This is a genomic window from Proteus vulgaris, assembly GCF_011045815.1.
Lineage (GTDB): Bacteria > Pseudomonadota > Gammaproteobacteria > Enterobacterales > Enterobacteriaceae > Proteus > Proteus vulgaris_B.
In genome coordinates this window covers 919,225-944,955 of sequence record NZ_CP047344.1, presented here as the reverse complement: position 1 = coordinate 944,955, position 25,731 = coordinate 919,225, and the positions used below count along the sequence as shown (strand labels likewise).

The window sequence follows — 25,731 nt, the reverse complement described above, 5'->3', positions numbered from 1 at the left end:
TTATTTATGAACTCATCTACCATAAGAAAAAATGGATTTCACTCAATCATTAATGTAATGAAAGATAATAGAGTTGATGTTGCTATATGGGAGAAGTTACATCCTAACCATAAATTCACAGAAATATCATTTAGCTTTCCAGCATATACTGAGTTAAGAACAGATAAATATAATACAATAATTACTCTAAACAAATCTCAACAAGCTTTTGCAAAAGAGGTATTACAGTTATGGGCTGATATCGCTAATATTAAATTTATAGAAAAAAAAGCAGGCTATGATACTAATATAAAAATTGGTCTTTATAATAATGAATTTGAATATTATGACCAATATTCTGTAAAAACAGGGGGGTTCGCAATATATCCTGCAAAAGAGAAGTATTCAGAAAAAGAAATCTCCAGTTTCTCAGACTATAGCGAATCAGGGCAAGTTTGGATAAATACTTCTCAAGCAAAATATATAAAAACAATTAAAAAATCAAAGTTCACACCAGAAAAAAAAGCTAAATTAGAAGCTTTCATAAAAAAATCCGATAATATTGACTATTGTTATACTGAAGATGAAATTGGAATTCATATATATAAAAAATTAAATATTAGCCCTGAATTAGAAAAAAATTTAGAACCGCCTAAAAAAGGAACATATAAATTTTATACTTATATACATGAAATAGGTCATGTTTTAGGATTACCACATACGTTTAATGATTATGACAATTTCGATATTAAAGAAAATAGTTTCCAATATTCAGTCATGTCATATAATATGCCAAAAAAAGAATATGCTGACTTTCATTATAACTTTCCTATTAGCCCAATGCTTATTGATATTTATTTCATTCAACAACTTTATGGTAAAAACACCTCAACTCGAACAGGAGACACTGTATATGGGTTTAATTCTAACTCTGAAAGAAAAGCCTATACTCTCGATACAGATAGGGATGTAATAATCAGTTGTATTTGGGATGCAGGTGGTAATGATACACTCGATTTTTCTCAATATGATGTCGAACAAAAAATAGATCTTAATGAAGGTGCTTTTTCTAGTATAGGTGGATTAGAAAATAATATTTCAATTGCTTTCGGGACTATTATTGAAAATGCATTAGGTGGATTAAAAGATAACTATATTTTAGGTAATCATGTTGATAATTATCTTAAAGGAAATAAGGGAAATGACATCTTAAGCGGTAAAAAAGGAGATGATACTCTTTATGGTGAGCAAGGTGATGATATCCTTTATGGAGATGATGGTGATGATACTCTTTATGGTGGTATTGGTAATGACACTCTTTATGGCGACAATGGGGATGATCTTATTTTTGGTGAAAAAGGAGATGATATTCTTTTTAGTGGAAAAGGTCAGGACATTCTTTATGGTGGTTCAGGTAATGACGTATTAATAGCTATAGAAGGCGATAATATTCTTGATGGTGGATATCACGATGATACCTTTATTATCAAAGGAGGTAACAATAAATTATTTGGTAGTCAAGGTAAGGATAATTTTATATTTAGCTTAGAGAAAAATACTTATAGTCATAACATTATTTATGATTTTAACAAAGATGAGGATGCCATTTCATTTCAATTACTAGAAGATAATATATTGATAAATCCGTTATTAACCAAAGAGTTTTCTGATAAAAACAATGAAATAAAGATTTCTTATGACAATAAGAAAACCACATTAGAAATAACAAACAATAATAAACCAATAAATAATCAATTAACAATAGATATTGTGGGCTATTTTAGTTATGAAGATCTTTTTCTAAACAATTCTTAATGCATTCAAAAACAATATAAATATATTATAGGGTTTAATTTTTCTTAAACCTTATAATAACAAAATTGAATATATAATATGATAAAATCATGACGGAGCCTTATAATCACATTATAAAAAATACCGACAGATAAGATAACCTATAATCTATTTACTTTATTAAATTATTCTGACTTAAAACACACCTCACTTCACAATTATTTAAAAACATATTTTCCCCCTCTAGATTAATATCAATAAATAGCTATCTTTATTATCGCTGGCATTCGCCAGATAATAAAACTATTTTCAATATGAAAATAAACTTAACCTAAACTTGATATCCGGAGGATATTATGGGTTCTTCTTTATTAAAAAAAGCAGTAGGATTATCTAATGTTTCTGATTTATTAGATAAGAGTGGAATTTTTTATAATTTCTCAGCTAAGACTCTACCTTCTTTTGATTATGATACCGCAGGAAAACATATCGCGCGTGAAGATTCCACATGGAATGGGAAATATGTTATTGGACAAGCGGCAGAAGTAACGTATTCATTCCCAACTTGGGCGGGTAAAAAATTTAATGACTTTGGTGATAAAAACCCCTATGGGTTTAATTCAGCACAAAAGGATCATGCAAGACAATCTTTAGATGCATGGTCTGATATTGCAAATATTAAATTTACAGAAGTAGCACCGAATGTAAAATCAGATATTACTTTTGGAAATATTACTGATCCTTACGGTAAATTCCAAGCTTATGCAACATTACCAAATACCCCTGATTATTATGGGCGTGATATTTCAGGACAAGCCTGGTTTAGTGATTATTATTATGCGGGTAATACAACGCCTGAATTAGGTAATTATGGTCGCTTAACAATCATCCATGAAATTGGTCATGCTCTTGGTTTAATGCATCCTGGTGATTATAACGCAGGTCAAAATGTGCCTGGATATTTAAAATCTGATTATGCTGAAGATAGTCGCCAATATACCGTTATGAGCTATTGGGAAGAATATGAAACTGGTGCACACTTCCAAGGTGCTTATGCTGGTGCTCCTTTACTTCATGATATTTCAGCAATGCAATACCTCTACGGTGCAAATACAACAACCAGAACAGGTGATGATGTTTACGGCTTCAACTCAAATACAGGTATTGATTATTACACTGCAACAAGCAGTAACGATAAATTAATATTCTCTGTTTGGGACAGTGGTGGTAACGATACATTTGACTTCTCAGGATATTATCAAGATCAAGTGATTGATTTACGTGAGGGTCATTTTTCTGATGTTGGCGGACTACAGAAAAACGTTTCTATTGCCCAAGGCGTTACAATAGAAAACGCAATCGGTGGCTCTGGTAATGATATTATCTATGGAAATGATGCTGATAATATTCTCATCGGTGGCGGTGGCCAAGATACATTATGGGGTGGTACAGGTAGCAACACCTTTGTCTATAAAGAAATCTCCGACTCTCTAGTCTCAGCCGCGGACAAGATAATGGATTTCAAATCAGGCATTGATAAGATTGACTTATCGGAGTTAATCGAAAATACCTTCAGTCATAAATTCCTTAATTTTGTTGATAATTTTACAGGTCGTTCAGGTGAGGCAACCATTAAGTATGATCAATCAACAAACTCAAGTGAACTCGCTATTAATGCTTATGGTTATGACTCTAGCGCTGATTTCAAAATTGACATCGTAGGATTTGTTAATTACGAAACTGATTTTATTGTTTAAGTCGTGATTTATTGGGTAGGAGAAATAATATTCTCCTGCCCTCTTTTTACTTACATGGAGTTATTTTTATATTTTTTAAAAAAAAATAAATATAAATTATCATGCATATAGATAATCACAAATATAAACAAATAGATAAGAATAAAATCAGGAATAACATTATGCCAGAAAGCAAACACAACAATGAGATAACCAATATTATAAAAGAGAGAAAAAAAGTATTTCTTTCCATTGGAATATTTACAGCACTAATAAATATTTTAATGCTAGTTCCTTCAATCTATATGTTGCAAGTTTATGATCGTGTATTACCTTCTGGTAATGAAATGACATTATTGATGCTAACTCTTATTATGTTAGCTCTCTTTATTTTTATGGGTGGACTAGAATATTTAAGAAGTATCATTGTAATTAGGATGAGCAATAAGCTTGATTTATCACTTAATTCCCGCATTTATACCGCTGCATATCAAGCTAGATTAAATAAAATATCGGGTATTAATTCTTCTTTAGCTTTTAATGATTTAGTGACAATTCGTCAATTTATTACAAGTCATGCTATTTTTGCCTTTTTTGATTTACCTTGGTTTCCTATTTACCTTCTTGTCATTGCTTTATTTAATCCTTGGTTAGGAATATTTGCATTATGTGGTGCTCTCATTTTATTTTCATTAGCTATTCTTAATGAATATTTGTCTAGAACATCATTAAAAAAAGCTAATGAATTTGCTAATCAAGCACAAGTCATACAAGGCCATCATTTCGAACATCCACAACCCATTGAAGCAATGGGCATGTTAAATTATTTGCGAACACAATGGCAAATTACCCACTTTAAATATCTACAAGCACAAACTCAAGCAAGTGATAATGCCGCAGGAGTTAATGCAATAACGAAAGTCACTCGCATGGCATTGCAATCCTTAATGCTAGGGTTAGGTGGCTGGCTTGCAATAGACAATACAATTAGCCCAGGAATGATGATTGCAGGATCAATATTATTAGGTCGTGCTTTAGCACCCATTGAACAAGTTATAGGTGTATGGAAAAACTGGGATAGTAGTAAAGAAGCCTATAAAAGGTTAACCACATTATTAAAAACTTATCCTGAAGAAAACAAAAAAATGGCACTACCTGCCCCTAAAGGTGAATTAACGGTTAATATTAATCAGGCTCAATACCCTCAAACTGAACGTATACTATTAAATAATATTCATTTTTCACTCAACCCAGGTGATGTACTTGGTATTATTGGCCCTAGTGCTTCAGGTAAATCCTCTTTAGCTAAATTTATTGTTGGCATATGGGAGGTTAAAACAGGTTCAATTCGCCTTGATAATGCAGATATATATCAATGGAATAAAAGCGAAGTTGGCCAATATATTGGATACCTTCCCCAAGAAATCGCCCTTTTCCCTGGGACAATTGCCGAAAATATTGCTCGTTTTTCCGAAATAGATCCTCAAAAAGTGACTCAAGCTGCAATGATGGCAAATGTTCATGAAATGATTTTACGTTTTCCTGATGGGTATGAAACCGTTATTGGTGCGCATGGAGAAGGATTATCAGGGGGACAACGACAACGAATTGCGTTAGCACGCGCATTGTATGGTAACCCTACACTGGTTGTTTTAGATGAGCCAAATTCTAATTTAGATGATTTGGGTATTAAAGCGTTAATACAGGCAATTCAAACACTCAAACAAAATAAAAAGACCGTTATATTAATCACACATCAAAAACAATTGCTCTCAGTAACGAATAAGCTTTTAGTTCTTTTCGATGGTCACACTAAATTATTTGGCTCTACAACCGCCGTTATTGCTGAATTAAATAACTCATCAATAATAAAGAACACCCCAACACCATCAAATACACCTATTACTCAAAGTAATTCTTGATATTGAGAAAATAATAATGATCACAGAGAAAAATGAAATCAATATAGTTAAAAATATTTCCGATGATCCTAAAAAATTCTTAATAATAGGATGGTCTGTTATTCTTTTAGGCTTGGCAGTCTTTATTTTTTGGGCTGCATTTGCACCTTTAGATAAAGGGGTCTCCACCACAGGTAATGTTTCCATTTCAGGCAATAAAAAAAGTGTTCAAGCATCCGTAGAAGGCATTATCACTGATATTTTAGTGAAGAATGGAGATAGTGTGACTGAAGGCCAAACACTTATTCAATTAAGTCCCATACAATCAAAAGCCTTAGTAAAATCCCTATCAGATCAATATGATAATTTACTTATTACTCAACAACGTCTTTATGCTCAACTCAATGAAAAAACAGAGTTTATTTTAGACTCTACCGAAAAATACTATTCATCATCAAAGAGCCTAAATAAATTATTGCAACTACAAAATAGATTACTTAATGAAAAATATATTGAATTGCATAGTGAAATAAATGGCTATAATGCCATTATTGATGGTATTTCTAATCGTTTAATTCATCTAAAAAGATCAATACTAAACAAACAAAATCAAATTAATAGTTTACAAAATCAAATAAAAGATTTACGCACTCTTGCTACTGAAGGCTATATTCCTCGTCATCGTTATCAAGAGGTTGAGCGTGAACTCGCTGAAAATAACAATCATCTTAATGATACCTTAGGGCAAATAAGTACTTTAGAAAAACAAAAACTAGAGTATGAACAGAAAATATTACAACGTAATGCTAACTTTTATCAGTCAGCACGTACTGAACTTAATCAAATTCAATTACAGATAAGTGAAACTGAAAAGCAACTTATTATTGAAATGGATAAACTGGCTAAAATGCAAATTACTGCCCCTATTTCGGGAACAGTAATGGATTTGTCTGTTTTTACACAAGGTGGTGTTGTTAGAACAGGGCAAACATTAATGGAAGTTGTTCCTCAGGATCATCAATTAATTATTGAGGCTCGTTTAGCTCCTCATTTAATTGATAAAGTAACTCCCGGCCTTCCTGTTGATTTAATGTTCAGTGCTTTTAATCAAAATACGACACCTAAAATTCCGGGTGAAGTTACTTTAATTTCAGCAGACAGACTTATTGATGACAGAACAACAGAACCCTATTATCAAGTATTTATTAATGTAAAAGATAATGCACTTCTTACTGATAATAAAAATATATTAAAGGCTGGTATGCCCGTTGATGTGTTTATTAATACAGGTGATCGTTCATTACTCAATTATCTCTTTAAGCCTGTATTAGATAGAGTTCATACTTCTTTAACGGAAGAATAATTATGCTAATAAAAAAACTTTCTATTATTATATTGATATGGATGTTCAGTTTTCATACTTTTGCTATCACATTATCTGATCTCTATTTTTTGGCTGTAAAAAATGATCCGACTTTTAATGCTGCAATAAAAGAACAGGTTGCAGGCAAAGAGTATGAAAATATTGGATTATCCCAGTTACTTCCTAGTGTTCATGTCAATTACCAAAATAATCCGCGAAATTGGCAACGTAAAGTTTATCCGATTAATACTAGCCAAGGAGAAATACAAAGAACAGAATATCAAAATTACCAAAGCCACTCTGTCAGTGCGATTATTAGCCAACCTCTATTTGATTACACTGCTTTTAGTGACTACAAATCATCAGTTATACAAACGTTACTATCAGATAGTCGTTATCAAGTGAAATTCTCTGAACTAGTGATTAGATTGGTTGATCATTATATTGAATTAGCTTATGCCCAAGATAAATTATTATTAAATCTTTCTCAGCAAGAGATTTATAAAAAACAACTTACTTCTAGCCAACGCTTATTTGAGTTAGGTGAAGGAACAAAAACAGATATTTCAGAGATCCAAACTCGATTATATTTAACTCAATCTCAATATACGGACATCCAGCTTGAATTAGATAATGCTAGAAATAAATTAAGTTCAATGATTGGTAATCCACTTCCTTATGATGAGCATATTGCAAAATTAAATAGTCAAAAATTTATATTACAGCCTATTACTCCCAATAATTATGAAGCATGGGAAATGGAAGTAATGCAAAATAACCTCAATATTCAAACTGCACGCTATGAAATGGCAATAGCGAAACAAGAAGTAGAAAAAAATAGAGGTGAATTTTTTCCAACAGTACAACTCTATGCTTCTTATTCTAATAGTGATTCCGATAGTAATAATACGGTAAATCAGAAATATCAATCTGCTAATATTGGTTTTTATGTCAGCTTACCATTATTTAATGGTGGAAAAACGACAGCATCAATGCGTCAATCTACTGCGATGTATCAGATGAGTGCTTTTGAAAGAGATGCTATTATTCAACAAATTACACAAGAGTTACGTTATCAATATCAAATTTGCACGACCAGTAATATAAAACTAAATGCATATGAACAGTCTGTTTCCTCTGCTAAGTTACAATTAGAAGCAACCCAAAAAAGTTATATTGGTGGGCAACGAACCATGGTGGATGTTCTTAATGCTGAAGAATTATTGTATCGTGCTCAACAAGATTTAATTAAAGCTAAATATGATTATATTCAAGCTTGGACATTATTACATCAATATACTAATACATTAGATATTGAGAAAATAAAATTAATTGAAGACTATTTTCAATAACGTAATTAAATATTTTCAATAAGAAATACTAATACAAATGTAAAAGCCCTAGATCGCATATCGATCTAGGGCTTTTGATTTAAGTAATTTTTGATTACTTACTTTAGCTAGCGGGTATCATCACTTCTTTTTAGTACCGTACAACGTTAATACACGGTGAGTAAGAGCAATTGATGCTAGACCGATAAAACATTCAACTAGAAAAATCAGCATAAATTACCCCCATTCATAAGTACATTTTGTTTGGGCGGGGGTTCTGATAAAGTAAAGTGACTTGTCATATATTGCTTAGCTAACTCCGATTTAATGGACACTTTTTAAACCTATCATTAAAAGGGAAAAGAGCAAAATAAATTTCTCAACAAAATCTATTTTTTAACTTAGATCACATAAAAATAACACAAAAAATCAAATCTAAGCCATACCCAAGCTTGAATGACATTTTCGACCTCATTTATAATATATAAATAGACTTTAAAATCAGTTAATTAAAGAAAACAAATGTTAGATCACCCTGCTTTTCTACAATAGGTTTTATCTTTAATTGGCTTATAACGGATAATATGTCTTTGCGCTCAGGTCTGATCAAAACAATAGCAACACCTTGATAGTTATTCTTTTCAATTAAGTTAACTAGTTGCTTAAGATCATAATATTTATTTTGCACATCAGGATATGCTAAGCCATAAGCAAGCTCTCCTCTCGTCTCAGTTAAACGAATATCTGTACGTTTCAATCCCCATGCTAGTGACGTACCAATACCAACTTCATCAGCTAAAATATAAGGCTTATTTGCTAGCTCACTATAATAATGATTAATTGCTTTTTCAGGAGTATTTTTACTTTCAATTTTATGTGGGATCGCATATCCAATAGTAAGACTTAATCCAACAGAACAAAATAAAGTTAACAAACGTGTGGGTTTAAAGAATGAAGCAATTCCCATCATACTCCATATAAAAAATCCCCCTATCGCCAGCATTGCTTTATATTGTTCATCTACTTCATATAGTCTAAATCGAGATGAATAAAGAGAATAAACAATAATAGAAACACCGGTTATCCCAAAGGCTGTATTTATTATTGCGTTGATAGTATAAATTTTCTCATTTGGATTATTTTTCAATTCTTCCATGTAACTCGCAATCAAAATTGATAACGGAACAAAACAAGGCAACATATAAGTTAATAACTTGCCACTAGAGGCTGAAAAAAATGCAAAGAAAAGAAATAGCCAAAATGAAAAATAGAGAGTGCCTTTTTTCAAAAAAAGCGCAGATTTAAGCGTACCAAATAGAAATCCTAACCAAGGCAAAATACCCAGAATAATAATAGGTAAGTAAAACCATATAGGTTGTGATCTTGCTGATCCTTTTGCGATAAAACGTTGCACATGTTCGATCCAAAAAAAGTAATGCCAATAATCTGGAGCTTGAAGTGCAACTGAAATTACCCATGGACCCGCAATAATAAACATAGCGATAAATGCTATTGGCGCATAACAAAGGACTTCCTTCAAACGAGATAAGCTAATTGCTGTAACTATAAAGACTAATGTGGGCAGAACAACAGCAATAAATCCTTTAGTTAAAAAACCTAAGCCACAAAAAATACCAACTAAAAAAGAAGCATAAATTTTTGATTTTTTATCTGTTACCAATAATCCACTTAAAAAATAATACATTGCCACAGTAATAAACATGGTCACTATAGGATCAAGGATATTATAAGTGCCAATAGACAACACAAGAAAAGAGGATAAAAATACCACTAATGCATTAAAAGCCAGAGCTTGATTATGCCAAACTAACAAAGCAGCTCGATAGACAAATAGGCCAGTTAATAGCGTTGAGGTGACAACAACAATGCGAACGGAGAAATGACCGCCCCCAAATAACCATTGTGCAATACTGTTTAGCCAATACCCCAAAACCGGTTTTTCAAAATAGCGAATATCGAGTAAATAAGGCACTGACCAATTACCCGATGTCAGCATTTCTCTGCTAATTTCGGCATAACGGATTTCATCTGGTTGCCACAATAGCCGCGTTTCTAAAGGAATGAAATAAGTTAATAATATAAAAATAAAAAGTAGAAACCATTTATATCTTTCTACAAAATTGACGCTCATACATTCCTCATTAAAATAGAAAAATCACCTTACAAATAACTAATTAGTTAGAATGGTTATCTTATAAAAAATTCAATTATTATTTATTAATTTATAATTAACTAGTACACGCTAGATCGAGAGGCGCTAACTAATTGAAATATCTATTTTTTATCGAATCACACATATGTAAATTGATAGAATTGATTACTTTAAATAATAATATTTTAATTTATTATTAATCCGTTTTTAATAATAGATATTTTTACTTTACGGCTGTAACTTAAACAAATAATAAATAATCTATAAGAAATAAAAAAGCCAGAATGAACTTATTCTGGCCTTATGACTATTTTATTTTAGTTATATTATGATAAAAATCTTATTTACTAAATTCTTTAAAAGCACCCATAGTGTTGGCAGCGTACATAACTGAAGGGCCGCCACCCATATAAATAGCAACGCCCAATGTTTCTGCTAGTTCTTGTTCTGTTGTACCGAGTTCAACTAAAGTTTTAGTATGGAACCCAATGCACCCATCACAACGATTAGCAACAGCAATTGCAATAGCGATCAATTCTTTTGTTTTTGCATCTAATGCCCCTTCTTTACCACCAGCTTTTGTGGTGCTCATAAAAGCTTTCATCACTTCTGGAATATTTTGAGACAATGCTCCCATGTTATTTGCAATGTCTGTTACTATTTCTTTGTACTTACTCATTAGATATCCCTTAGTTAATATACATTTTTATATAATATAAAAATATAATATCAAATCATATAATTTGATCAAGATAAATTGAGTATGCGTGATCTTTTCTGCTTAAAATAATCTCAAAATAACGAGGTTTACAATGTCAATTATTGATGAATGGGCTGAGCGCCACATTGAACAAGCACTACAAAAAGGTGAGCTATCATCACTAAAAGGTGAAGGTAAACCGTTGCTCCTCGATGATAATAGTCATGTACCTAAATCACTTAGAGCAAGCTATCATTTATTAAAAAATGCAGGTTTCTTACCTCCTGAAATGCAAGATAGAAAAGAAGCATTATCTTTAGCCGAAATCCTATGTACGCTAAATGAAACAGGAGAAGAGCATGAATCACTACAAAAGCGTTTAGTATTGCTTGAATTAAAATTACAACAAGCAGGTTTAGATACTCAGTTTTTACATGCAGACTATGCCAATCAATTAGCTGATAAATTGACAAATCATAAAGAAGAAATGGATAAATAAGAAAAAGAGAGAAGCTTATACATCTCTGTATAAGCTTCTGTTATAGCAGAGAATTAACCTGCTGTTGGTGTGTAATAGATTGGTGAGCCAGGCCCTACTGGTAAATGGAATACAAATACCCATAAGTAGAATAAGAGTGACCAGCCAATTAAGAAAATAATAGAATATGGCAACATCATAGAAATCATAGTGCCAATACCTGTGTCTTTCTTGTATTTTGTAGCAACCGCTAATATCAAACCAAAATAACTCATCATAGGGGTAATGATATTAGTGACAGAATCTCCGATTCGATATGCTGCTTGGATTGTTTCTGGTGCGTAACCTGCAAGCATTAGCATTGGTACAAAGATAGGTGCAGTTACCGCCCATTGTGCCGATGCAGAACCTATCATTAAATTAATAAAGGCACAGATTAAAATAAATCCTAAAAATAACAAACCACTTGGCATATCAATACTGTTAAGTAATGCAGCACCTTTAACAGCAATAACCTGACCAATATTTGTCCAACCAAAGAAAGCAACAAACTGAGCAGCAAAGAAAATAATGACTAAATAAAGTCCAAGCGTACTCATCGAATTCGCCATGGCATCAACAATATCTTTATCTATTCGCATTGTCTTCGCAACCCAACCGTAAACAATACCCGGAATTGCAAAGAATAAGAAAATAAAGACGACAATAGATTTTAAGAAAGGAGAATTACCAATTAGCCCTGTTTCTTGGTTTCTCAATATGCCATTTTCAGGAACAACTGTTAGCGCTAAAATCACGCCCATAGCAATAAATGTACCTGTTGCTGCCCATAATGCTTTCTTTTCTAGCGGCGTAACTTCAGCTGCATTCCTTAAATCATTTTCTTCTTCATCAAGCTCATTACCGTTATATGGACCCAATTGTGGTTCAACGATTTTTTCTGTGATGAAGTAACCTAAGAAAGTGATCAGGAATGTACTGACAAACATAAAGTACCAGTTCGCTTCAGCACCCACTATATAAGTTGGATCAATAATACGTGCCGCTTGCTGTGTAATGCCCGATAGCAATGGATCTATCGTACCTAAGAGCAAGTTAGCAGAGTAACCACCAGAAACCCCCGCAAATGCAGCCGCAAGACCCGCTAGAGGGTGTCGTCCCAATGAATGGAAGATAATTGCTGATAACGGTATCAACACTACGTACCCTAATTCAGCAGCGGTGTTCGACATTATACCTGCGAACACAATAGCTAAAGTAGTCATTTTACGTGGTGCTTTCATTACCACTAAACGCATCACTGCAGATAATAAGCCCGCACGTTCAGCAATACCGACACCTAATAATGCCACCAGCACCGTACCTAAAGGGGCAAACCCCGTAAAGTTTGTGACAATATTGGCCAATATACGGCGAATGCCATCGGCATCTAACAAGCTAATTATATGAATATAGCCATCTTCTGCGCGTCCCTTTGCGCCTTCTGGTCGGGGATCTTGTACTGTAACACCAAAATATTCACCAACCGCCGAAGAGACAAGTAAAATAGCAATTAAAATAATAAATAAAATAACGGGATGGGGTAGCGCATTTCCTAACCACTCCACTGTGCGTAGAAAGCGACTGCCTCCCTGTTTTTTTGTTTGCATCATTTATCCTTTTTATAAAAAAAACAGAAAATGCACAGTACACAACCCTTTTTATTATGACTATCTGTTAATCCTATTTATAACCGTCTTATTTAAGATAAACATCATGATAAAATTATTAAATAATGTATTTTTTATCTTAATAAACAATTGAATAAAAATAAGTTATACAATTATAAATCACTTGCATTAAAATTAATTTATAATATCTAAAATTAAAAAATGTGCATAAGGTAACATTTTTTAACATTATTGTGATTATTTATTAACCTTTTATGACTAAAAATATCTTTAATTAATAGTCAGAATCGATTAAACACTCTGATAAACCTGATAGTAACGGTTGTAATTACTATAAAAGAGAAAACAATGTCGAATAAACGGTCAAAATAGGTTAAAAGCTTAGTTTATTTGTAACATAAATAGGTAATTTTACAGTAGATATTGTACGTATAACTATAAGTAGAATGAAGAATCGATAATCTAAGGAAGGAGCGATTAAAATTGTGAAGTTGATATTTAAAAATAATATTACTGATCTTTTAAAGATAAGAAAGTAAGTAATACTTGCCTTCTTTAATAACTGCTCAAGTTAATCTCTCAATTTAATATTTTTTATATAAAAAAAGGGCAAGGTTTCCCTTGCCTTACCAATTAGGTAATCAATCAAAGAAATACATACACACTAAAACACCAAATTTTGGATATTATTTAGTCGTATGTATTAGTATAAAAAGACATCGGGTGTCGCTTCAGCAATGATACAGCTACGTTTATCAACACGTAGATTTTCTGATGAGGATTTTGGTATAAAACAATCTTCAAAAAACCAATAAATAGGTGTATTTAGATAGCTAGCTAATAAAACAAGATAGCTTAAATCTATCTTGTTCATCCCGCGCTCATATCGAGAGAATTGCTGTTGGCTTACACCAATTTTTTCAGCAATTTGCATACCGGTATAACCTAATTCTTTACGCTTTTTCTGAATTCGCTTTCCAACTAACGCATTAACATCAATATCTGTAAAATCGTAATTCATCATAATATTCACCCATTATCATGATTAAGGCATCGTTAAAATAATTGAACCTGAACCAGAGAAATAGCCTGGTGCAACGCGACCGTTGGTATGTAAAATTGATTTAACCTCTACAGGTATGGTTCCGTTTTTAGGAACATCAATTACAGAGCCTCTTTCACCAGGATAACCATCAAGAAATAAATCAGCATAAAGGCTATTATCAGGTCGTAATGGAACTCGACCACTGTCTGAGCCTGATGCAATAACCAGAACCTTCATTGCTAAGTTGCAAGTCACATTAATATTTTGAGCGCGTGCTGCATTTTCTAAACTGAATTCGTCAATATCGCCATAATTAAGGTTTACAGCTCCTTCTGTTATTTTGCAGGCACCAACGGGTGGCGGTGCAATACCACATAATGATCCCGGTAATAAACGTCCATTAGGAGACCAGCCGCCTTCCTTAGATTCATAAAATAGACCGACACACTCTTGGTTTGAGGTCAAAGGATCACCATCGTGTCTTGCTGTTCCTTGTATTGGAAAACTCTCAACCCTCATAACAGCATCACGAACACCAGCTAAATAACGTTCTTTTTCAACGCGAACAATACTTCTTACTGCCGAACCTGGAGAACCATTAGCATCATGCTTATGGTTAATTGTTATCCAGCATTTACTCCAACCATAACAAGGGTTGGGAGTATAGGGATCTTCAGGGTCCCAGCGTTGGATAACATAGGTATAAGTGGCGTGAGCAGGCTCACCTTCGGAATGTGTAATATAAGAAAAAATAGATGCCATCGCAGGCGCTGAAAACAGCAAACCTATTGCAATACATAAAGCCGGAAGTCGCTTTAATATGGACATATAAAACCTCAACCCTAATAATTAGTCATAATTCAAATGGAATGTGGCTATTGCACTAAATGGACCGCGCTTAATGGATTGATTGGCAATCGCATCCGGCTCCCCTTGAATAAAGGCATAAAAATTTAAAATAGTGTCATCAGCATTTAATGAAAGTTTGTCTGTCTCTTTATTAACAGGTAAGGCATTTCCATTTTCAGACTCCAATCCAACTGCAATTCCTGCCGCTTGACTACTTGAGCTAATCGCTAAAAAGCCTTGCCCTGCCATGGCTTGGTTTTCATCACCTTTAAATGTAATTTTGACGCTTTTACCAATCGTGAGATCACATTCAGATAAGCGAATTTGAAATAATTTGCTTGGTGTTCTTTGATATGCATAAAGATTCTTATCAGGAATATTACCAAAATCTAATTCAACGGTTTCATCACCAGGTTTTATGGTGCAAGGTTCATCAACTAATATGCCGTGAAAATACATATTGTCTGGTGCAGAAAACGCCGTTGATGTTAATCCCATAAACGTGATTAAGCCCAAAACGAACGGGATCGATAATCTTTTCATTTTCATCAATGCGCTCCTATTGGTATTCAGCAAGAAGTGTTGCTGAAACTTCAAATGCACCTTCAGGTAGCGTGCTACCCGGTCTTTTAACCGGCACAGCTTGGATCACTGGTGGATTATCCGGTGATATCGCAATGCGTTCGTTTAGTTTAAAAGGCTGACCATCTTGTGTGAGATGAATACCTAAATCAGGAATATTGGTTTGTAGCGCAGCTTCATCAAACTGTGTTTTAGGACCAATAATAGAAAGGCCTAAATCCCATCCTTTTAAATTCGGATCGCAGACCAATTGATAATTCACTGATTCGGTGTAATTAATACCATCTACTTTATGAATACCTACGTTATGTCCAAAATAAACATCAATCAGTTGGTTATTGCTGATTACACAAGGAGGTGGAACTAATAAAGTGCCAAATAATTTCATATTCGGTGTATCTGCACTCATGACAGCGTAAGAATTCAGTAATGCAATCAGGCATATGTATTTTAATTTATTCATTTTCTGACCCCTACTGATAATCCACATGCAACGTACCACTGGCGACAAAATCACCACCGCTTAATGTGGCACTCTGATCACGAACAGGAATAGCTTCTAAATCAGGCAAATTAGGGTAGGTAAAATTAATGGCTTTGCCTAAATCTAATAATTGGCCTTGATATAAAATACGTACTCCTAATCCTGTAATATCTGTTTGTAGTGCATTTGAATCGAATCCAGTTGCGCTACCAGTGATATAAACCTTCATCGCATTTGTCGGCATCTTTTGGCACGTGGCGGTATAGCGAACTGGCTGTTTATAATTTGCGCCGTCAATACGCGTACTCATCACCTCGCCAAAATTCACCTCAATCATTTTGCCGTCATTGATCAAGCAAGGCGGTGGGGCAATAACATTTCCAGTGATATTGATATAAACAATTCCCGGAATAACATCTTTCACCGCTCTAGCGGGTAAATTCGCAACAGCAGTAAAACTTAGGCCTCCAGTAAATGTTGCCAGAATAAAAATCAACACTGCTTTGCTTGGGCTAAACCGCTGTTCCATTTTCATAAAATAGACCTATTTAGTATCCTGCTGATGTTTCTGTCACTTTGCATTCATTGCCATTACAGCTAAATTTCATCTGTGGACGTCCACCGTAATCATTGATGTAACTTAATACTGGTGATGCGCCAAATGCAGAAGCATTTAGGTTTATCGTGCCTGTGCTTTTAGGTGCAATCATTAATGGCTGAAAACCATCAAGGCTTTTTCCTTGTAATCCTGTCAATCCATCAACTAATGTTACATAGTAAGGTGTTGGATTATTCACTTCGTAACGATCACCTTTTTTCGTTAAGATGATTTTTTCTTGCCAAGGATTAGTCAGATCTGTTTGAGTGGCATAAATAGCCGCTGGGCGATAAAACAACTTAATTCGGGTTTGTAATGCAATTTGCAATACGTTGGGTTTATCACTACGAGGTGGAATTTCACGCAAGTTAAAATAGAAAACACTTTCTCTATCTTGTGGCAACTTAGCAATATCCGGTAATGACTGCACTTTTACTTGGCTTTTATCGCCAGGTTCAATACGTTGGATCGGTGGTAAAACCAGTAATGGAGAATCAATACGCTCGCCATTCTCATTTTCCATCCAACCTTGTGCTAAATAAGGCAACTCTTTATTTTGATTACTGACATTTAAACTAATTGATTTATCCGCGCCATTAAAAATGACGCGCGTTCTATCTAAAGCAATCGCGGCAATGGCTTGACTAGTAAACATCATTCCAGTCAATAAAGTGGTTGTTACAACAAATAAGCGCTTTAATAACATCATTTTAAATTACTCTTTTTGTCTGAAATTATTTTTATCTTTCCCTTTTGCCTAACCTTATTTTGTGATCAATTGAGGTTTAGGTAAGGGTTCGGTTCTTTGATTGATTGTTGTCGGTGCGGTATTACCATCACCACAAGTTAGTAATAATGAAGATATAAACATGCCTTCAACTAATGTCGGGATCTGAATTTTGCACTGCTCTTGTCCATTCCAACGCACACTCAACACATCGCCACTATTAATACCTGTCAGGTAGACATTCCCACCATCATTGACAATACCGAGCTCTCGGCCTTTATCGGTTGTGACACTGGCACCAAATGGTGGATAAGTTCCGTCTTGTAAACGAATAACAGCCATGGCTTTTTGTCCCGACACCACATCAAAGTGACGGTAGCCTATTGCGCCTTCTGTTAGGGTGAGTTGTTGAATTGAACGTAATGCTTCAGTGTTATCTGGCATCTGATCAAGGTCGATACTGGCACTACTACGGTAATAATCATTGATATCAGGCAGTATGGCTTTACCAAAAGCATTGGTACGAGTAATAGCACCGATACTTTTCACTGGTACATCAGAAATACCATCTGTATCAATAAGTAAACGGGTACTACCTGTACGACTTGTACGGTGTAATGCCCCACCTTTTGGTGTCAATGTTGCCCCACCTTGCAGTGATAATGTGGCTGATGTGTATTCATCATTAATATGGCTCGCACTGGCAGTGATTAATGCCGCATCAGCGTAATGCATAAGATAGGCATCTGCAGATGGTTTACCGCTACTGCTTAAACCAGCACCAACACGATAGCTACTATTGTCATCAATACGATCGTAATAACTGACATTATGTGAATTACCGTGTTTGTTAATCACGGTGTTGTAGCTAATGGTCGCACGATCGCTCCAAGGCATGCTGACATTCATATAAACGCCATTATCATTGGTGCCATTAAATTTATTGCGAAACGCCGATAGACTGAGGTTGATATTTTTAAAGCTACCAACATCCATCGTTTTGGCTAATGACAAGTTATAGTTATCATTATTAGGCTTATTCCAATAAGTCTGATGACTATAGTTTAAGTAGGCACTCAATCCCCATTCAGGGAACTGCTTACTAAACATAATGGTATAAAGCTCTTTATTGTTATCTTCTTCACCACCACGATAACGACGATCTAAATATTGGTTCATACTCATAAAATCACGTTCGGAGAATCGATAACCTGCGAATGTCACTTGGCTATTTATTTCTTCAAAACGTTTTGAGTAACTTAAGCGATAAGAACCACCGTGATAGCGCTTGTTATCACTTGGAATTTTGGCCCAAGAATGTGTTGCATCAAAAGAGATAGCACCCAGTGCCATTAAGTCACGACCAATACCAGCAGAAACTGAGTTATAATCGCCCGAGACTAATGAACCACCATAAAGTGACCAACCGTTACTAATACCCCATGAGAATTCACCCATACCAAAAACAGGGCCTTCTGTATTACGGTTCATATCTGACGGTTTACCCGCAGATAATTTATATTGCACTCGGCCCGGACGTGTTAAATAAGGAATACTTGCAGTATCCATTTGGAATTCTTGAACAGATCCATCTTGTTCTTCAACACGTACATCTAATTTGCCACTCACTGCATCATTAATGTCTTGAATACGAAACGGCCCAGGAGCAACCTGAGTTTCATAGATCACACGACCTTGTTGGCTAATCGTCACTTTCGCATTCGTTTTTGCCACACCCGTTACTTCAGGGGCATATCCCCTTAAGTTAGGCGGTAGCATATTGTCATCCGTAGACAAGTTAATCCCAGTAAAACGGAAGTTATCGAAAATGTCAGAGCGTGAATAAGTCTCCCCCATCACAAGGCGAGCCCCTAATTGGGTGATTGCTCTATAAAGATAAAGCTGGTTCCATTTCCAACTATTTTCAGTGCTATCAGGAAGACCCGTTGTATGCTGATAACTTGCTTGCCAATCAGCACGGAAGCGCCAAACACCTAAGTTTGCTCCCACGGTTCCTAAACCTGTAACTTGTTGACGTTGTTTTCCTTTAGCAGGATCTGTCACGTTAGCATTAACGTTATAGTCAAAAAGCACACCTGAAATACCGTGATCCCAACGAGAAGGTGGATCCCAGTTTGGTGCTGAATATTCTAGATAAGCTTGAGGAATAGTCAGAATAAGATTACCACTTCCCAGACTTGCATTTATTGTCATGCCGGGAATGGAAGACATATCAAGACAACTTCCATTATCTTGATATTTAACTTTTTCAGCCCATTCAGGTTTAAGGCCTATTTGATGGATCAACTCTGGAGGCAAGCAAGGTTCACTACCTTTAGGATCATTGGCAGGCACTACATAATTAATGTTATAAAGTTCAGGGAGTTCATTATTGTTAACACGAACAACAAACTCATATCGGCCGGGCATAATATAGCCCGCACGAGAGAAATCTGATAAGTCGATATTTTGTTTATCTTTTAGATCCAGAATATCGGCATTAAATTCAATATCACTATTTGCTAAAGCTGAACTTGAAATACTGGAAGCTCCAGTAAGAATTAAATAGATCAGTACAGCAACAGGCCGAATAGTATGTTGTTTTTTCTTTTTTTCCGTCCCTAAACCAACGGTTTTGAATGATCTCGCCATAAATTATCCAACCCGATCCATTTAATAGTATTCCAGCTTAAATCGCAGCGTTGTACGGTAATTCCCTGCTTTGGGTATTTCGTTATTTTTGACTATTCGCGCTTGATAAAGTAGCGCCATTGATTTCGAATCAATACCAACAGGGGGCAATGGTTGCCCTGGAATAGCTTGTCTACCATAACGATCAGCTATCGCTAATGATGCACCCCTTGCTTCACCAGAAAGTGCAAAATTACCATTTTCGTTAGAAGGTCCTTCAAACGTTGCAATAAAACGAGGGTTGTCCGCTTCCTGACCTTTTTGTTCAATTAGCGTACATTCCGTTAATCTGATAGAAAAATACTCAATAGGTCCTTGCCCTTCAGTCACTAACATTGGAATAGAAACCGTTGTCAGTGGAATAACTTGTTCGCCACTTCCTGCTGCAATCGTGCAAGATGGTTCTAAAATCGATCCTGAAAGATTAAGTACCCCAAATCGCTGATGCATGTTTTTATCTTGTTTTACATCACTTGCTATTACCGATGTTGTCAGTAAACTGCCAATAAGGCATAGCCATAGTGGTGTCATCTTGCGATTCATATTTTTCTCCGTAAGAAAAAAATCGTTAAAAATAGACACAGGAAATAAAGCCCTGTACATCCATGTACAGAACTTATTTTTTCTTACTGATAAGTCAGTGCGAAAGTTGCAATTGCAGTGAAGTCACCAGGAACAGCGGCTTCTGCAGAAGAACCTTGTAGGTAAGCAGCAAAGTTCAGATCATTATTACCATCACGTAAGTTTTGAGCTGCACTTGGTGTACCTAATTTGATTTGTTTGCCACCTGCATCAGTGATAACAACAGCAGCATTTTTAGCGATACCTTCAATACCTAAAGAACCTGCTAAAATGTCTGCATCTTCTGAACCAGTGAAAGTTGTTTGAACTGTTTTATAAGTTTCAGTTGTACAATTTTCTAAAGAGATTTTGAAATCACGAGAATTACTACGACCACCATCTTTTAATGCAGCAGTAGAAATTTGACCTAATGGAACAGTTTGATTTTCTGTATCAGGAGTAATTGAGCAAGGAGCATCAATAATTGAACCAACAAATTTAACAGTACCGTGACCTTGATCAGCAGCAAATGCAGAACCCGCAGCAACAGATAAACCTAAGCCAAGTACTAACGCTAATTTATTTAATTTCATCTTTTTGTTTCCTAAAATATAAAGGACGAAGACATTAAAAATAATAAATTCATTAGGATTGAATTATTCCTAATTGAATGACTCATTATTGAGTTTTGTAATTTTGGTATACTTGTGCCCGTCCAAAACGAAATTAAATTTCGTTAGAAACAAAACAAAATACACCAAATTGTTTTGTTAAAAATTATCATCTCGAAATCAAACGCATTTAGATAATACGGCTTTAAATAGCGGAAAAAGAGTTTATAATTCTAAGTGTAATTACTATAATTTGTGAAAAAAGTAAAAAAATTTATTTCTAGATTTTAAACAAAGTAACTAATCATAATTGCTTTTTGAAATAATGATAAATATCAATATGTTAAATAATCGATGATATGTGATTAATATTAAATTTGACTTAAGTGAGAAGCCAGAGAATAATAGTAAACAATTTGGTGTATTCTGTTTATTTCTCTAAAGATGACCGAATTCCTATCTATACTCACTTTTCACTTTGTCAATCAATCACTTTCATTTTCTAAAATTAAATAAACTTTCAATAAACTTGTTTAAAATTAACAAGTAAAAGTACAGCATAAAAAAAATACAACTCTTTATTGATGCATATTACTTGTTATAGTTATGTATCAATTGACTTTTGTTCCTTGTTATCTCATTGAAAAGGTTATGAAAATGAAGCAACGTAAGTTTCTTACACGTTTTGAGATCAACTCTATTTTGAAGCAAACAAAAGAAGGACGGTACCCAGAAAGAGATTACTGTATGTTTTTAATGTGTTTTTTACATGGATTTCGTGTTAGTGAACTATGCAGACTAACCTTAAGCGATATCGATTTGGAAAGTAGGATACTCTACGTCAGGCGCTTGAAAGGAGGTTTATCAACAACACAACCAATTATAGAAGAGGAATATGATGCCTTAGTTAACTGGTTGAAAAAAAGGGAAACATGGAGAGAAGCGGACTCAGAATGGGTCTTTTTATCCCAAAAAACAGGTCCAATCTCTCGTCAGCAAGTATATGGATTACTTCGCCGTTTAGGTAAAGAAGCTAATGTATCTATAAGCCCTCATCCCCATATGTTACGCCATGCATGTGGCTATGCGCTTGCAGATTTAGGTAGAGATACGCGTTTAATTCAGGACTACTTGGGGCATCGAAACATTTCACATACCGTTATCTATACAGCAAGCAATTCAAAACGTTTTTTTCACATTTGGGATATAAGGAATTAACATTTAGTTTTTAATTAATATACTTACTGAGAATTAATACACTAAATAGAGTAGGCTATACTTTTTCAATAAGAATAAAGTTAATTTCAATCTAATTAAGAAAATTAGGAATAGTTTTATATTAAATAAATAATCACGATTACTGGTATTAATAATTTATTAATAATCGTTTTCTAGTAAAAGAATAATTTAATATTGATGTTCTTTTTTTGATTATCTTTATTAGGAGGCTGTAAGTTTAATATCAATCTTTATTTATAAAAAATATTAAACATTCTTTGTTTGATTTTTAATCAGAAAATAAGGATCTTATTTAAAGAAAATTTCTGTTCTTAAAATTTTTATTCATTTGCATTACATGCACACGCTGTCATATCTCACTATCCCCTACGTTACCGTTTGGGGATAGTTATGAATTATCTTAAAAAAAGTACGATTAACCTTTTACACACACCACCTGTCTTAGCGTATGAACAACTTCAACCAAAGATGATTGTGCCTTCATAACCGCATCAATATCCTTATAAGCCATTGGAATTTCGTCAATGACATCTTTATCTTTTCGACACTCCACATGTGCTGTAGCTCGGATCTGATCTTCAACACTAAAGGCTTTTTTAGCTGCCGTTCGACTCATTACACGCCCTGCACCATGGCTACATGAACAGAAACTTTCAGCATTTCCTTTTCCTCTTACAATAAAACTCTTAGCCCCCATCGAACCAGGGATGATCCCCATTTCACCACGTTGTGCTGAAACAGCTCCTTTTCGTGTTACCAGTACTTCCTCACCAAAATGCATTTCCTTTTGTACATAGTTATGGTGACAATTCACAGCTTGTTGCTGTGTCGTAAAAGGTTTAGTGATGTGCGTTGATAATGCGGCCAACACACGTTCCATCATGACTTCTCGGTTATGTCGTGCAAAATCCTGGGCCCATTCGACCGCTTCTATATAGTCATCATAGAAAAGCGTTCCTTCCTTTAGGTACGCTAAGTTTTTATCCGGCAAATTAGCAATATGTTCTCTCATATCTTCTTGCGCCATTTGTATAAATAACGTACCGATAGCATTACCCACACCTCGAGATCCACTATGCAACATTACCCAGACGTTATCTGATTCATCAAGACACAACTCAATAAAGTGGTTCCCTGTTCCTAATGTTCCAAGATGACGATAATTATTAGTATTTCGTAAACGTGGGTACTTATCAGTTAAAACCTTAAAACGCCCTTCAAGTTGTTGCCAATGTTGATCAACAAGTTTAGGTGGGTTCTTCCATGAACCACGATCATTCCCTGATTGATAACTCGTTCTTCCATGAGGAACGGCTTGTTCTATTGCTGTTCTTATCGCAAATAAATTATCGGGTAGATCATTTGCATGTAATGATGTTTTCACTGCAATCATTCCACAACCGATATCCACACCAACAGCCGCTGGAATAATCGCACCTTTGGTTGGGATAACACTACCTATTGTTGAACCTTTGCCTAAGTGAACATCAGGCATAACCGCCATATGTTTAAAGATAAAAGGCATCTTAGCCGTATTGATAAGTTGCTTTAGAGCATCGGCCTCAACTGGCACACCATTTGTCCACATTTTGATTTCAGCAGTCCCTGCTTCTTTTACTATTTGATGATCCAATATCATGCCTGTGCTCCTTTAATTTGTACTAACCCGTTTAATACTTGGTCTAAACCACCGTAAACGGAAATCTTATCAATACGTTCTGCAATACGTTCTACGGTTTCTAGCTCTTTTAATCGTAAGGCTACTGGATTGTTTTCCATCACTTTTGCCGTATTTAATAAAGAACGCGTTGCGGATGTCTCTTCTCTTCGGCGAATAACATTAGCCTGAGCTGATTTTTCTGCCTCAACGACTTGCGCTAAAATCGTTTTCATTTCACCGGGTAAAACAATGTCTTTTACCCCTAATGAAGCCACTTCAATACCATATCCTTCGGTCACTTCACTGATTTTTTCACTGACTAAACTATCTATCAGGCTTTTATTTTCTAATAATTCATCTAATGTTCTTGTTCCTACGGCTTCACGTAACGCAAACTGTAACTCTTTATATAAGAACTCTAATGGTGAAGCCAGTTGTTGATATGCTAAAAGTACATCGCTATAACGCCAGTTAGCCGATAAATTAATACGCAGCGTCACCTTGTCTTTCGTTAGGATCTCCTGCCCACTAACATCCAGTGTTTGTAGACGCATATCGACTACTTCAACATCTACTTTATGCTGATAACGCCAATATCCTTTTAATCCCGGAGGCAACAATGCTTGTGTTTCCCCATTGATCCGAATAACACCAGCATGCCAAGCAGGAATATCCACAGTAAGAACCCCTTCACTTCCCTTTATGACTTGATTTCGTAATTTAGGGTGCTGGAGTTTTTTCATCAAGATTGAAGATACTTCAAGTTCATCGATAGATACTATTTCTAGAGAACGGTCGGAATAACGCCAATATAAACGTCGCGTTCCTGGTGCTAAGATCTCTTTTAAAGAGCCGTTTTCATATAAAAGACCGATCTCCTCATCCGATAACACAATATCAAAACCATACTCAGTCACCCATTGAGGATAGTATTGACGTAAAAATTCGGCTTTCTCGCTTTCTAATGCCCCACCATTTAAAGGGAAAATATCTACACTGAGCTTATGCCCAAAATCAAAAAACTTATGTTCACCTGCTGTTAGCACATCAATGTACTCATCTTTTTTCTTTAAAAGTGCTAACTGTCCCTGTTTTACCACGATTGTTGTTTTTATCATTTTTCGTTCCTTCTTCTTTTATTCTTCTTTATATAGTGCAATTTATCGTGACTTACTTTTCCACGGGCAAGCTTTGCGAAACTGAAAGGAAAACAAGAGAGGAACGATACTTTGTTTGTCTCTTCTTCTGCTATCAATCCAGCTCAGTTGCTGGTGGATAAGTAAGGTGACGGTACAGCTGTCACAACGATTTTTTATAGTTAATTTTACATTTGGATTTGTAATGGTTTTGGTGTCAGGAATCGAACCTGAAAATAACCCTCTTCACCTACAGAGTCTCGATGTGGAGGAACACATTTAGATAACACCACAAAGTGTTCCTCATGTGCCTACCAGATTTAAAATCTGCTCAAGACAGTAATAACATTGCCAATATCGTGCCAAGTTTTCAAAAACCACTAAAAATATTTTTAATTTATTGTTTTTATTCATAAAAATATT

General features: G+C 34.8%; 21 protein-coding genes. 7 read left to right on the top strand and 14 right to left on the bottom strand.

The window, feature by feature from the left end:
- Positions 1-6: 6 nt before the first annotated feature.
- The 5 genes from GTH24_RS04350 (at position 7) to GTH24_RS04330 (ending at position 8,125) form a co-directional block, all read left to right on the top strand.
- Entirely contained in the window at positions 7-1,794 is a 1,788-nt protein-coding gene (locus tag GTH24_RS04350; RefSeq protein WP_164525999.1) for a M10 family metallopeptidase C-terminal domain-containing protein, read from the top strand.
- A gap of 335 nt (positions 1,795-2,129) precedes the next feature.
- Positions 2,130-3,530 (top strand): serralysin family metalloprotease, encoded by a 1,401-nt coding sequence (locus tag GTH24_RS04345; protein WP_072070692.1) that lies wholly within the window; start codon positions 2,130-2,132, stop codon positions 3,528-3,530.
- Positions 3,531-3,691: 161 nt separating this feature from the next.
- Positions 3,692-5,431 carry a type I secretion system permease/ATPase gene (locus tag GTH24_RS04340; RefSeq protein ID WP_072070693.1) on the top strand — a complete coding sequence of 580 codons (1,740 nt, stop codon included), beginning with the start codon at positions 3,692-3,694 and terminating at the stop codon, positions 5,429-5,431.
- Positions 5,432-5,447: 16 nt separating this feature from the next.
- Entirely contained in the window at positions 5,448-6,773 is a 1,326-nt protein-coding gene (locus tag GTH24_RS04335; RefSeq protein ID WP_164525998.1) for an HlyD family type I secretion periplasmic adaptor subunit, read from the top strand.
- 2 nt (positions 6,774-6,775) lie between these two features.
- Positions 6,776-8,125 carry a TolC family outer membrane protein gene (locus GTH24_RS04330; RefSeq protein WP_241254024.1) on the top strand — a complete coding sequence of 450 codons (1,350 nt, stop codon included), beginning with the start codon at positions 6,776-6,778 and terminating at the stop codon, positions 8,123-8,125.
- A gap of 484 nt (positions 8,126-8,609) precedes the next feature.
- Here GTH24_RS04330 and arnT read toward each other — a convergent pair whose 3' ends face one another.
- Positions 8,610-10,256 (bottom strand): lipid IV(A) 4-amino-4-deoxy-L-arabinosyltransferase, encoded by a 1,647-nt coding sequence (gene arnT, locus GTH24_RS04325; RefSeq protein WP_072070696.1) that lies wholly within the window; start codon positions 10,254-10,256, stop codon positions 8,610-8,612.
- Positions 10,257-10,617: 361 nt separating this feature from the next.
- Positions 10,618-10,956, bottom strand: a complete 339-nt coding sequence (locus GTH24_RS04320; RefSeq protein WP_072070697.1) for a carboxymuconolactone decarboxylase family protein — start codon at positions 10,954-10,956, stop codon at positions 10,618-10,620.
- Between the two features lie 133 nt (positions 10,957-11,089).
- On the opposite strand from GTH24_RS04320, the gene GTH24_RS04315 reads away from it, so the two are divergent.
- Positions 11,090-11,476, top strand: coding sequence for a DUF1992 domain-containing protein (locus GTH24_RS04315; RefSeq protein WP_072070698.1), 387 nt, complete (start codon positions 11,090-11,092; stop codon positions 11,474-11,476).
- A 53-nt stretch (positions 11,477-11,529) separates the two neighbouring features.
- Here GTH24_RS04315 and GTH24_RS04310 read toward each other — a convergent pair whose 3' ends face one another.
- From GTH24_RS04310 to mrpA, 10 genes are all read right to left on the bottom strand, one after another.
- Positions 11,530-13,104, bottom strand: coding sequence for an AbgT family transporter (locus GTH24_RS04310; protein ID WP_164525997.1), 1,575 nt, complete (start codon positions 13,102-13,104; stop codon positions 11,530-11,532).
- Positions 13,105-13,828: 724 nt separating this feature from the next.
- Positions 13,829-14,149 (bottom strand): helix-turn-helix domain-containing protein, encoded by a 321-nt coding sequence (locus tag GTH24_RS04305; protein WP_072070700.1) that lies wholly within the window; start codon positions 14,147-14,149, stop codon positions 13,829-13,831.
- Positions 14,150-14,170: 21 nt separating this feature from the next.
- Positions 14,171-14,998 carry an adhesin gene (locus tag GTH24_RS04300; protein ID WP_072070701.1) on the bottom strand — a complete coding sequence of 276 codons (828 nt, stop codon included), beginning with the start codon at positions 14,996-14,998 and terminating at the stop codon, positions 14,171-14,173.
- Positions 14,999-15,019: 21 nt separating this feature from the next.
- The gene (locus tag GTH24_RS04295) at positions 15,020-15,568 is read right to left on the bottom strand and encodes a fimbrial protein (RefSeq protein WP_072070702.1); all 549 of its coding nucleotides are present in this window, start codon (positions 15,566-15,568) and stop codon (positions 15,020-15,022) included.
- Between the two features lie 10 nt (positions 15,569-15,578).
- Positions 15,579-16,064 (bottom strand): fimbrial protein, encoded by a 486-nt coding sequence (locus GTH24_RS04290; RefSeq protein WP_072070703.1) that lies wholly within the window; start codon positions 16,062-16,064, stop codon positions 15,579-15,581.
- 10 nt (positions 16,065-16,074) lie between these two features.
- Positions 16,075-16,620, bottom strand: coding sequence for a fimbrial protein (locus GTH24_RS04285; protein WP_082151841.1), 546 nt, complete (start codon positions 16,618-16,620; stop codon positions 16,075-16,077).
- A 13-nt stretch (positions 16,621-16,633) separates the two neighbouring features.
- A complete protein-coding gene (locus GTH24_RS04280; RefSeq protein WP_072070704.1) occupies positions 16,634-17,392 on the bottom strand; it encodes a fimbria/pilus periplasmic chaperone in 759 nt (252 codons plus the stop codon).
- A gap of 54 nt (positions 17,393-17,446) precedes the next feature.
- Positions 17,447-20,062 carry an outer membrane usher protein gene (locus GTH24_RS04275; RefSeq protein WP_164525996.1) on the bottom strand — a complete coding sequence of 872 codons (2,616 nt, stop codon included), beginning with the start codon at positions 20,060-20,062 and terminating at the stop codon, positions 17,447-17,449.
- A 21-nt stretch (positions 20,063-20,083) separates the two neighbouring features.
- Entirely contained in the window at positions 20,084-20,632 is a 549-nt protein-coding gene (locus tag GTH24_RS04270; protein WP_141650234.1) for a fimbrial protein, read from the bottom strand.
- Positions 20,633-20,727: 95 nt separating this feature from the next.
- Positions 20,728-21,255: an MR/P fimbria major subunit MrpA gene (mrpA, locus tag GTH24_RS04265; RefSeq protein ID WP_036932684.1), complete on the bottom strand. Its 528-nt coding sequence runs from the start codon at positions 21,253-21,255 to the stop codon at positions 20,728-20,730.
- A gap of 675 nt (positions 21,256-21,930) precedes the next feature.
- On the opposite strand from mrpA, the gene mrpI reads away from it, so the two are divergent.
- Complete coding sequence (gene mrpI / locus GTH24_RS04260; protein ID WP_072070706.1) at positions 21,931-22,491, top strand: phase variation DNA invertase MrpI; 561 nt, start codon at positions 21,931-21,933, stop codon at positions 22,489-22,491.
- Between the two features lie 436 nt (positions 22,492-22,927).
- Here mrpI and GTH24_RS04255 read toward each other — a convergent pair whose 3' ends face one another.
- Both GTH24_RS04255 and GTH24_RS04250 read right to left on the bottom strand, forming a co-directional pair.
- Complete coding sequence (locus GTH24_RS04255; protein WP_072070707.1) at positions 22,928-24,151, bottom strand: RtcB family protein; 1,224 nt, start codon at positions 24,149-24,151, stop codon at positions 22,928-22,930.
- Positions 24,148-25,287 carry a slipin family protein gene (locus GTH24_RS04250; protein WP_115350600.1) on the bottom strand — a complete coding sequence of 380 codons (1,140 nt, stop codon included), beginning with the start codon at positions 25,285-25,287 and terminating at the stop codon, positions 24,148-24,150. The genes GTH24_RS04255 and GTH24_RS04250 overlap by 4 nt, the downstream gene beginning before the upstream one ends.
- Positions 25,288-25,731: the final 444 nt, after the last annotated feature.

Excerpts from the sequence above, each read along its gene's own strand:
- GTH24_RS04350 (WP_164525999.1), top strand. The coding sequence starts at position 7 with ATGAACTCATCTACCATAAGAAAAAATGGATTTCACTCAATCATTAAT.
- GTH24_RS04345 (WP_072070692.1), top strand. The coding sequence starts at position 2,130 with ATGGGTTCTTCTTTATTAAAAAAAGCAGTAGGATTATCTAATGTTTCT.
- GTH24_RS04340 (WP_072070693.1), top strand. The coding sequence starts at position 3,692 with ATGCCAGAAAGCAAACACAACAATGAGATAACCAATATTATAAAAGAG.
- GTH24_RS04335 (WP_164525998.1), top strand. The coding sequence starts at position 5,448 with ATGATCACAGAGAAAAATGAAATCAATATAGTTAAAAATATTTCCGAT.
- GTH24_RS04330 (WP_241254024.1), top strand. The coding sequence starts at position 6,776 with ATGCTAATAAAAAAACTTTCTATTATTATATTGATATGGATGTTCAGT.
- arnT (WP_072070696.1), bottom strand. The coding sequence starts at position 10,256 with ATGAGCGTCAATTTTGTAGAAAGATATAAATGGTTTCTACTTTTTATT.
- GTH24_RS04320 (WP_072070697.1), bottom strand. The coding sequence starts at position 10,956 with ATGAGTAAGTACAAAGAAATAGTAACAGACATTGCAAATAACATGGGA.
- GTH24_RS04315 (WP_072070698.1), top strand. The coding sequence starts at position 11,090 with ATGTCAATTATTGATGAATGGGCTGAGCGCCACATTGAACAAGCACTA.
- GTH24_RS04310 (WP_164525997.1), bottom strand. The coding sequence starts at position 13,104 with ATGCAAACAAAAAAACAGGGAGGCAGTCGCTTTCTACGCACAGTGGAG.
- GTH24_RS04305 (WP_072070700.1), bottom strand. The coding sequence starts at position 14,149 with ATGATGAATTACGATTTTACAGATATTGATGTTAATGCGTTAGTTGGA.
- GTH24_RS04300 (WP_072070701.1), bottom strand. The coding sequence starts at position 14,998 with ATGTCCATATTAAAGCGACTTCCGGCTTTATGTATTGCAATAGGTTTG.
- GTH24_RS04295 (WP_072070702.1), bottom strand. The coding sequence starts at position 15,568 with ATGAAAATGAAAAGATTATCGATCCCGTTCGTTTTGGGCTTAATCACG.
- GTH24_RS04290 (WP_072070703.1), bottom strand. The coding sequence starts at position 16,064 with ATGAATAAATTAAAATACATATGCCTGATTGCATTACTGAATTCTTAC.
- GTH24_RS04285 (WP_082151841.1), bottom strand. The coding sequence starts at position 16,620 with ATGAAAATGGAACAGCGGTTTAGCCCAAGCAAAGCAGTGTTGATTTTT.
- GTH24_RS04280 (WP_072070704.1), bottom strand. The coding sequence starts at position 17,392 with ATGATGTTATTAAAGCGCTTATTTGTTGTAACAACCACTTTATTGACT.
- GTH24_RS04275 (WP_164525996.1), bottom strand. The coding sequence starts at position 20,062 with ATGGCGAGATCATTCAAAACCGTTGGTTTAGGGACGGAAAAAAAGAAA.
- GTH24_RS04270 (WP_141650234.1), bottom strand. The coding sequence starts at position 20,632 with ATGACACCACTATGGCTATGCCTTATTGGCAGTTTACTGACAACATCG.
- mrpA (WP_036932684.1), bottom strand. The coding sequence starts at position 21,255 with ATGAAATTAAATAAATTAGCGTTAGTACTTGGCTTAGGTTTATCTGTT.
- mrpI (WP_072070706.1), top strand. The coding sequence starts at position 21,931 with ATGAAGCAACGTAAGTTTCTTACACGTTTTGAGATCAACTCTATTTTG.
- GTH24_RS04255 (WP_072070707.1), bottom strand. The coding sequence starts at position 24,151 with ATGATATTGGATCATCAAATAGTAAAAGAAGCAGGGACTGCTGAAATC.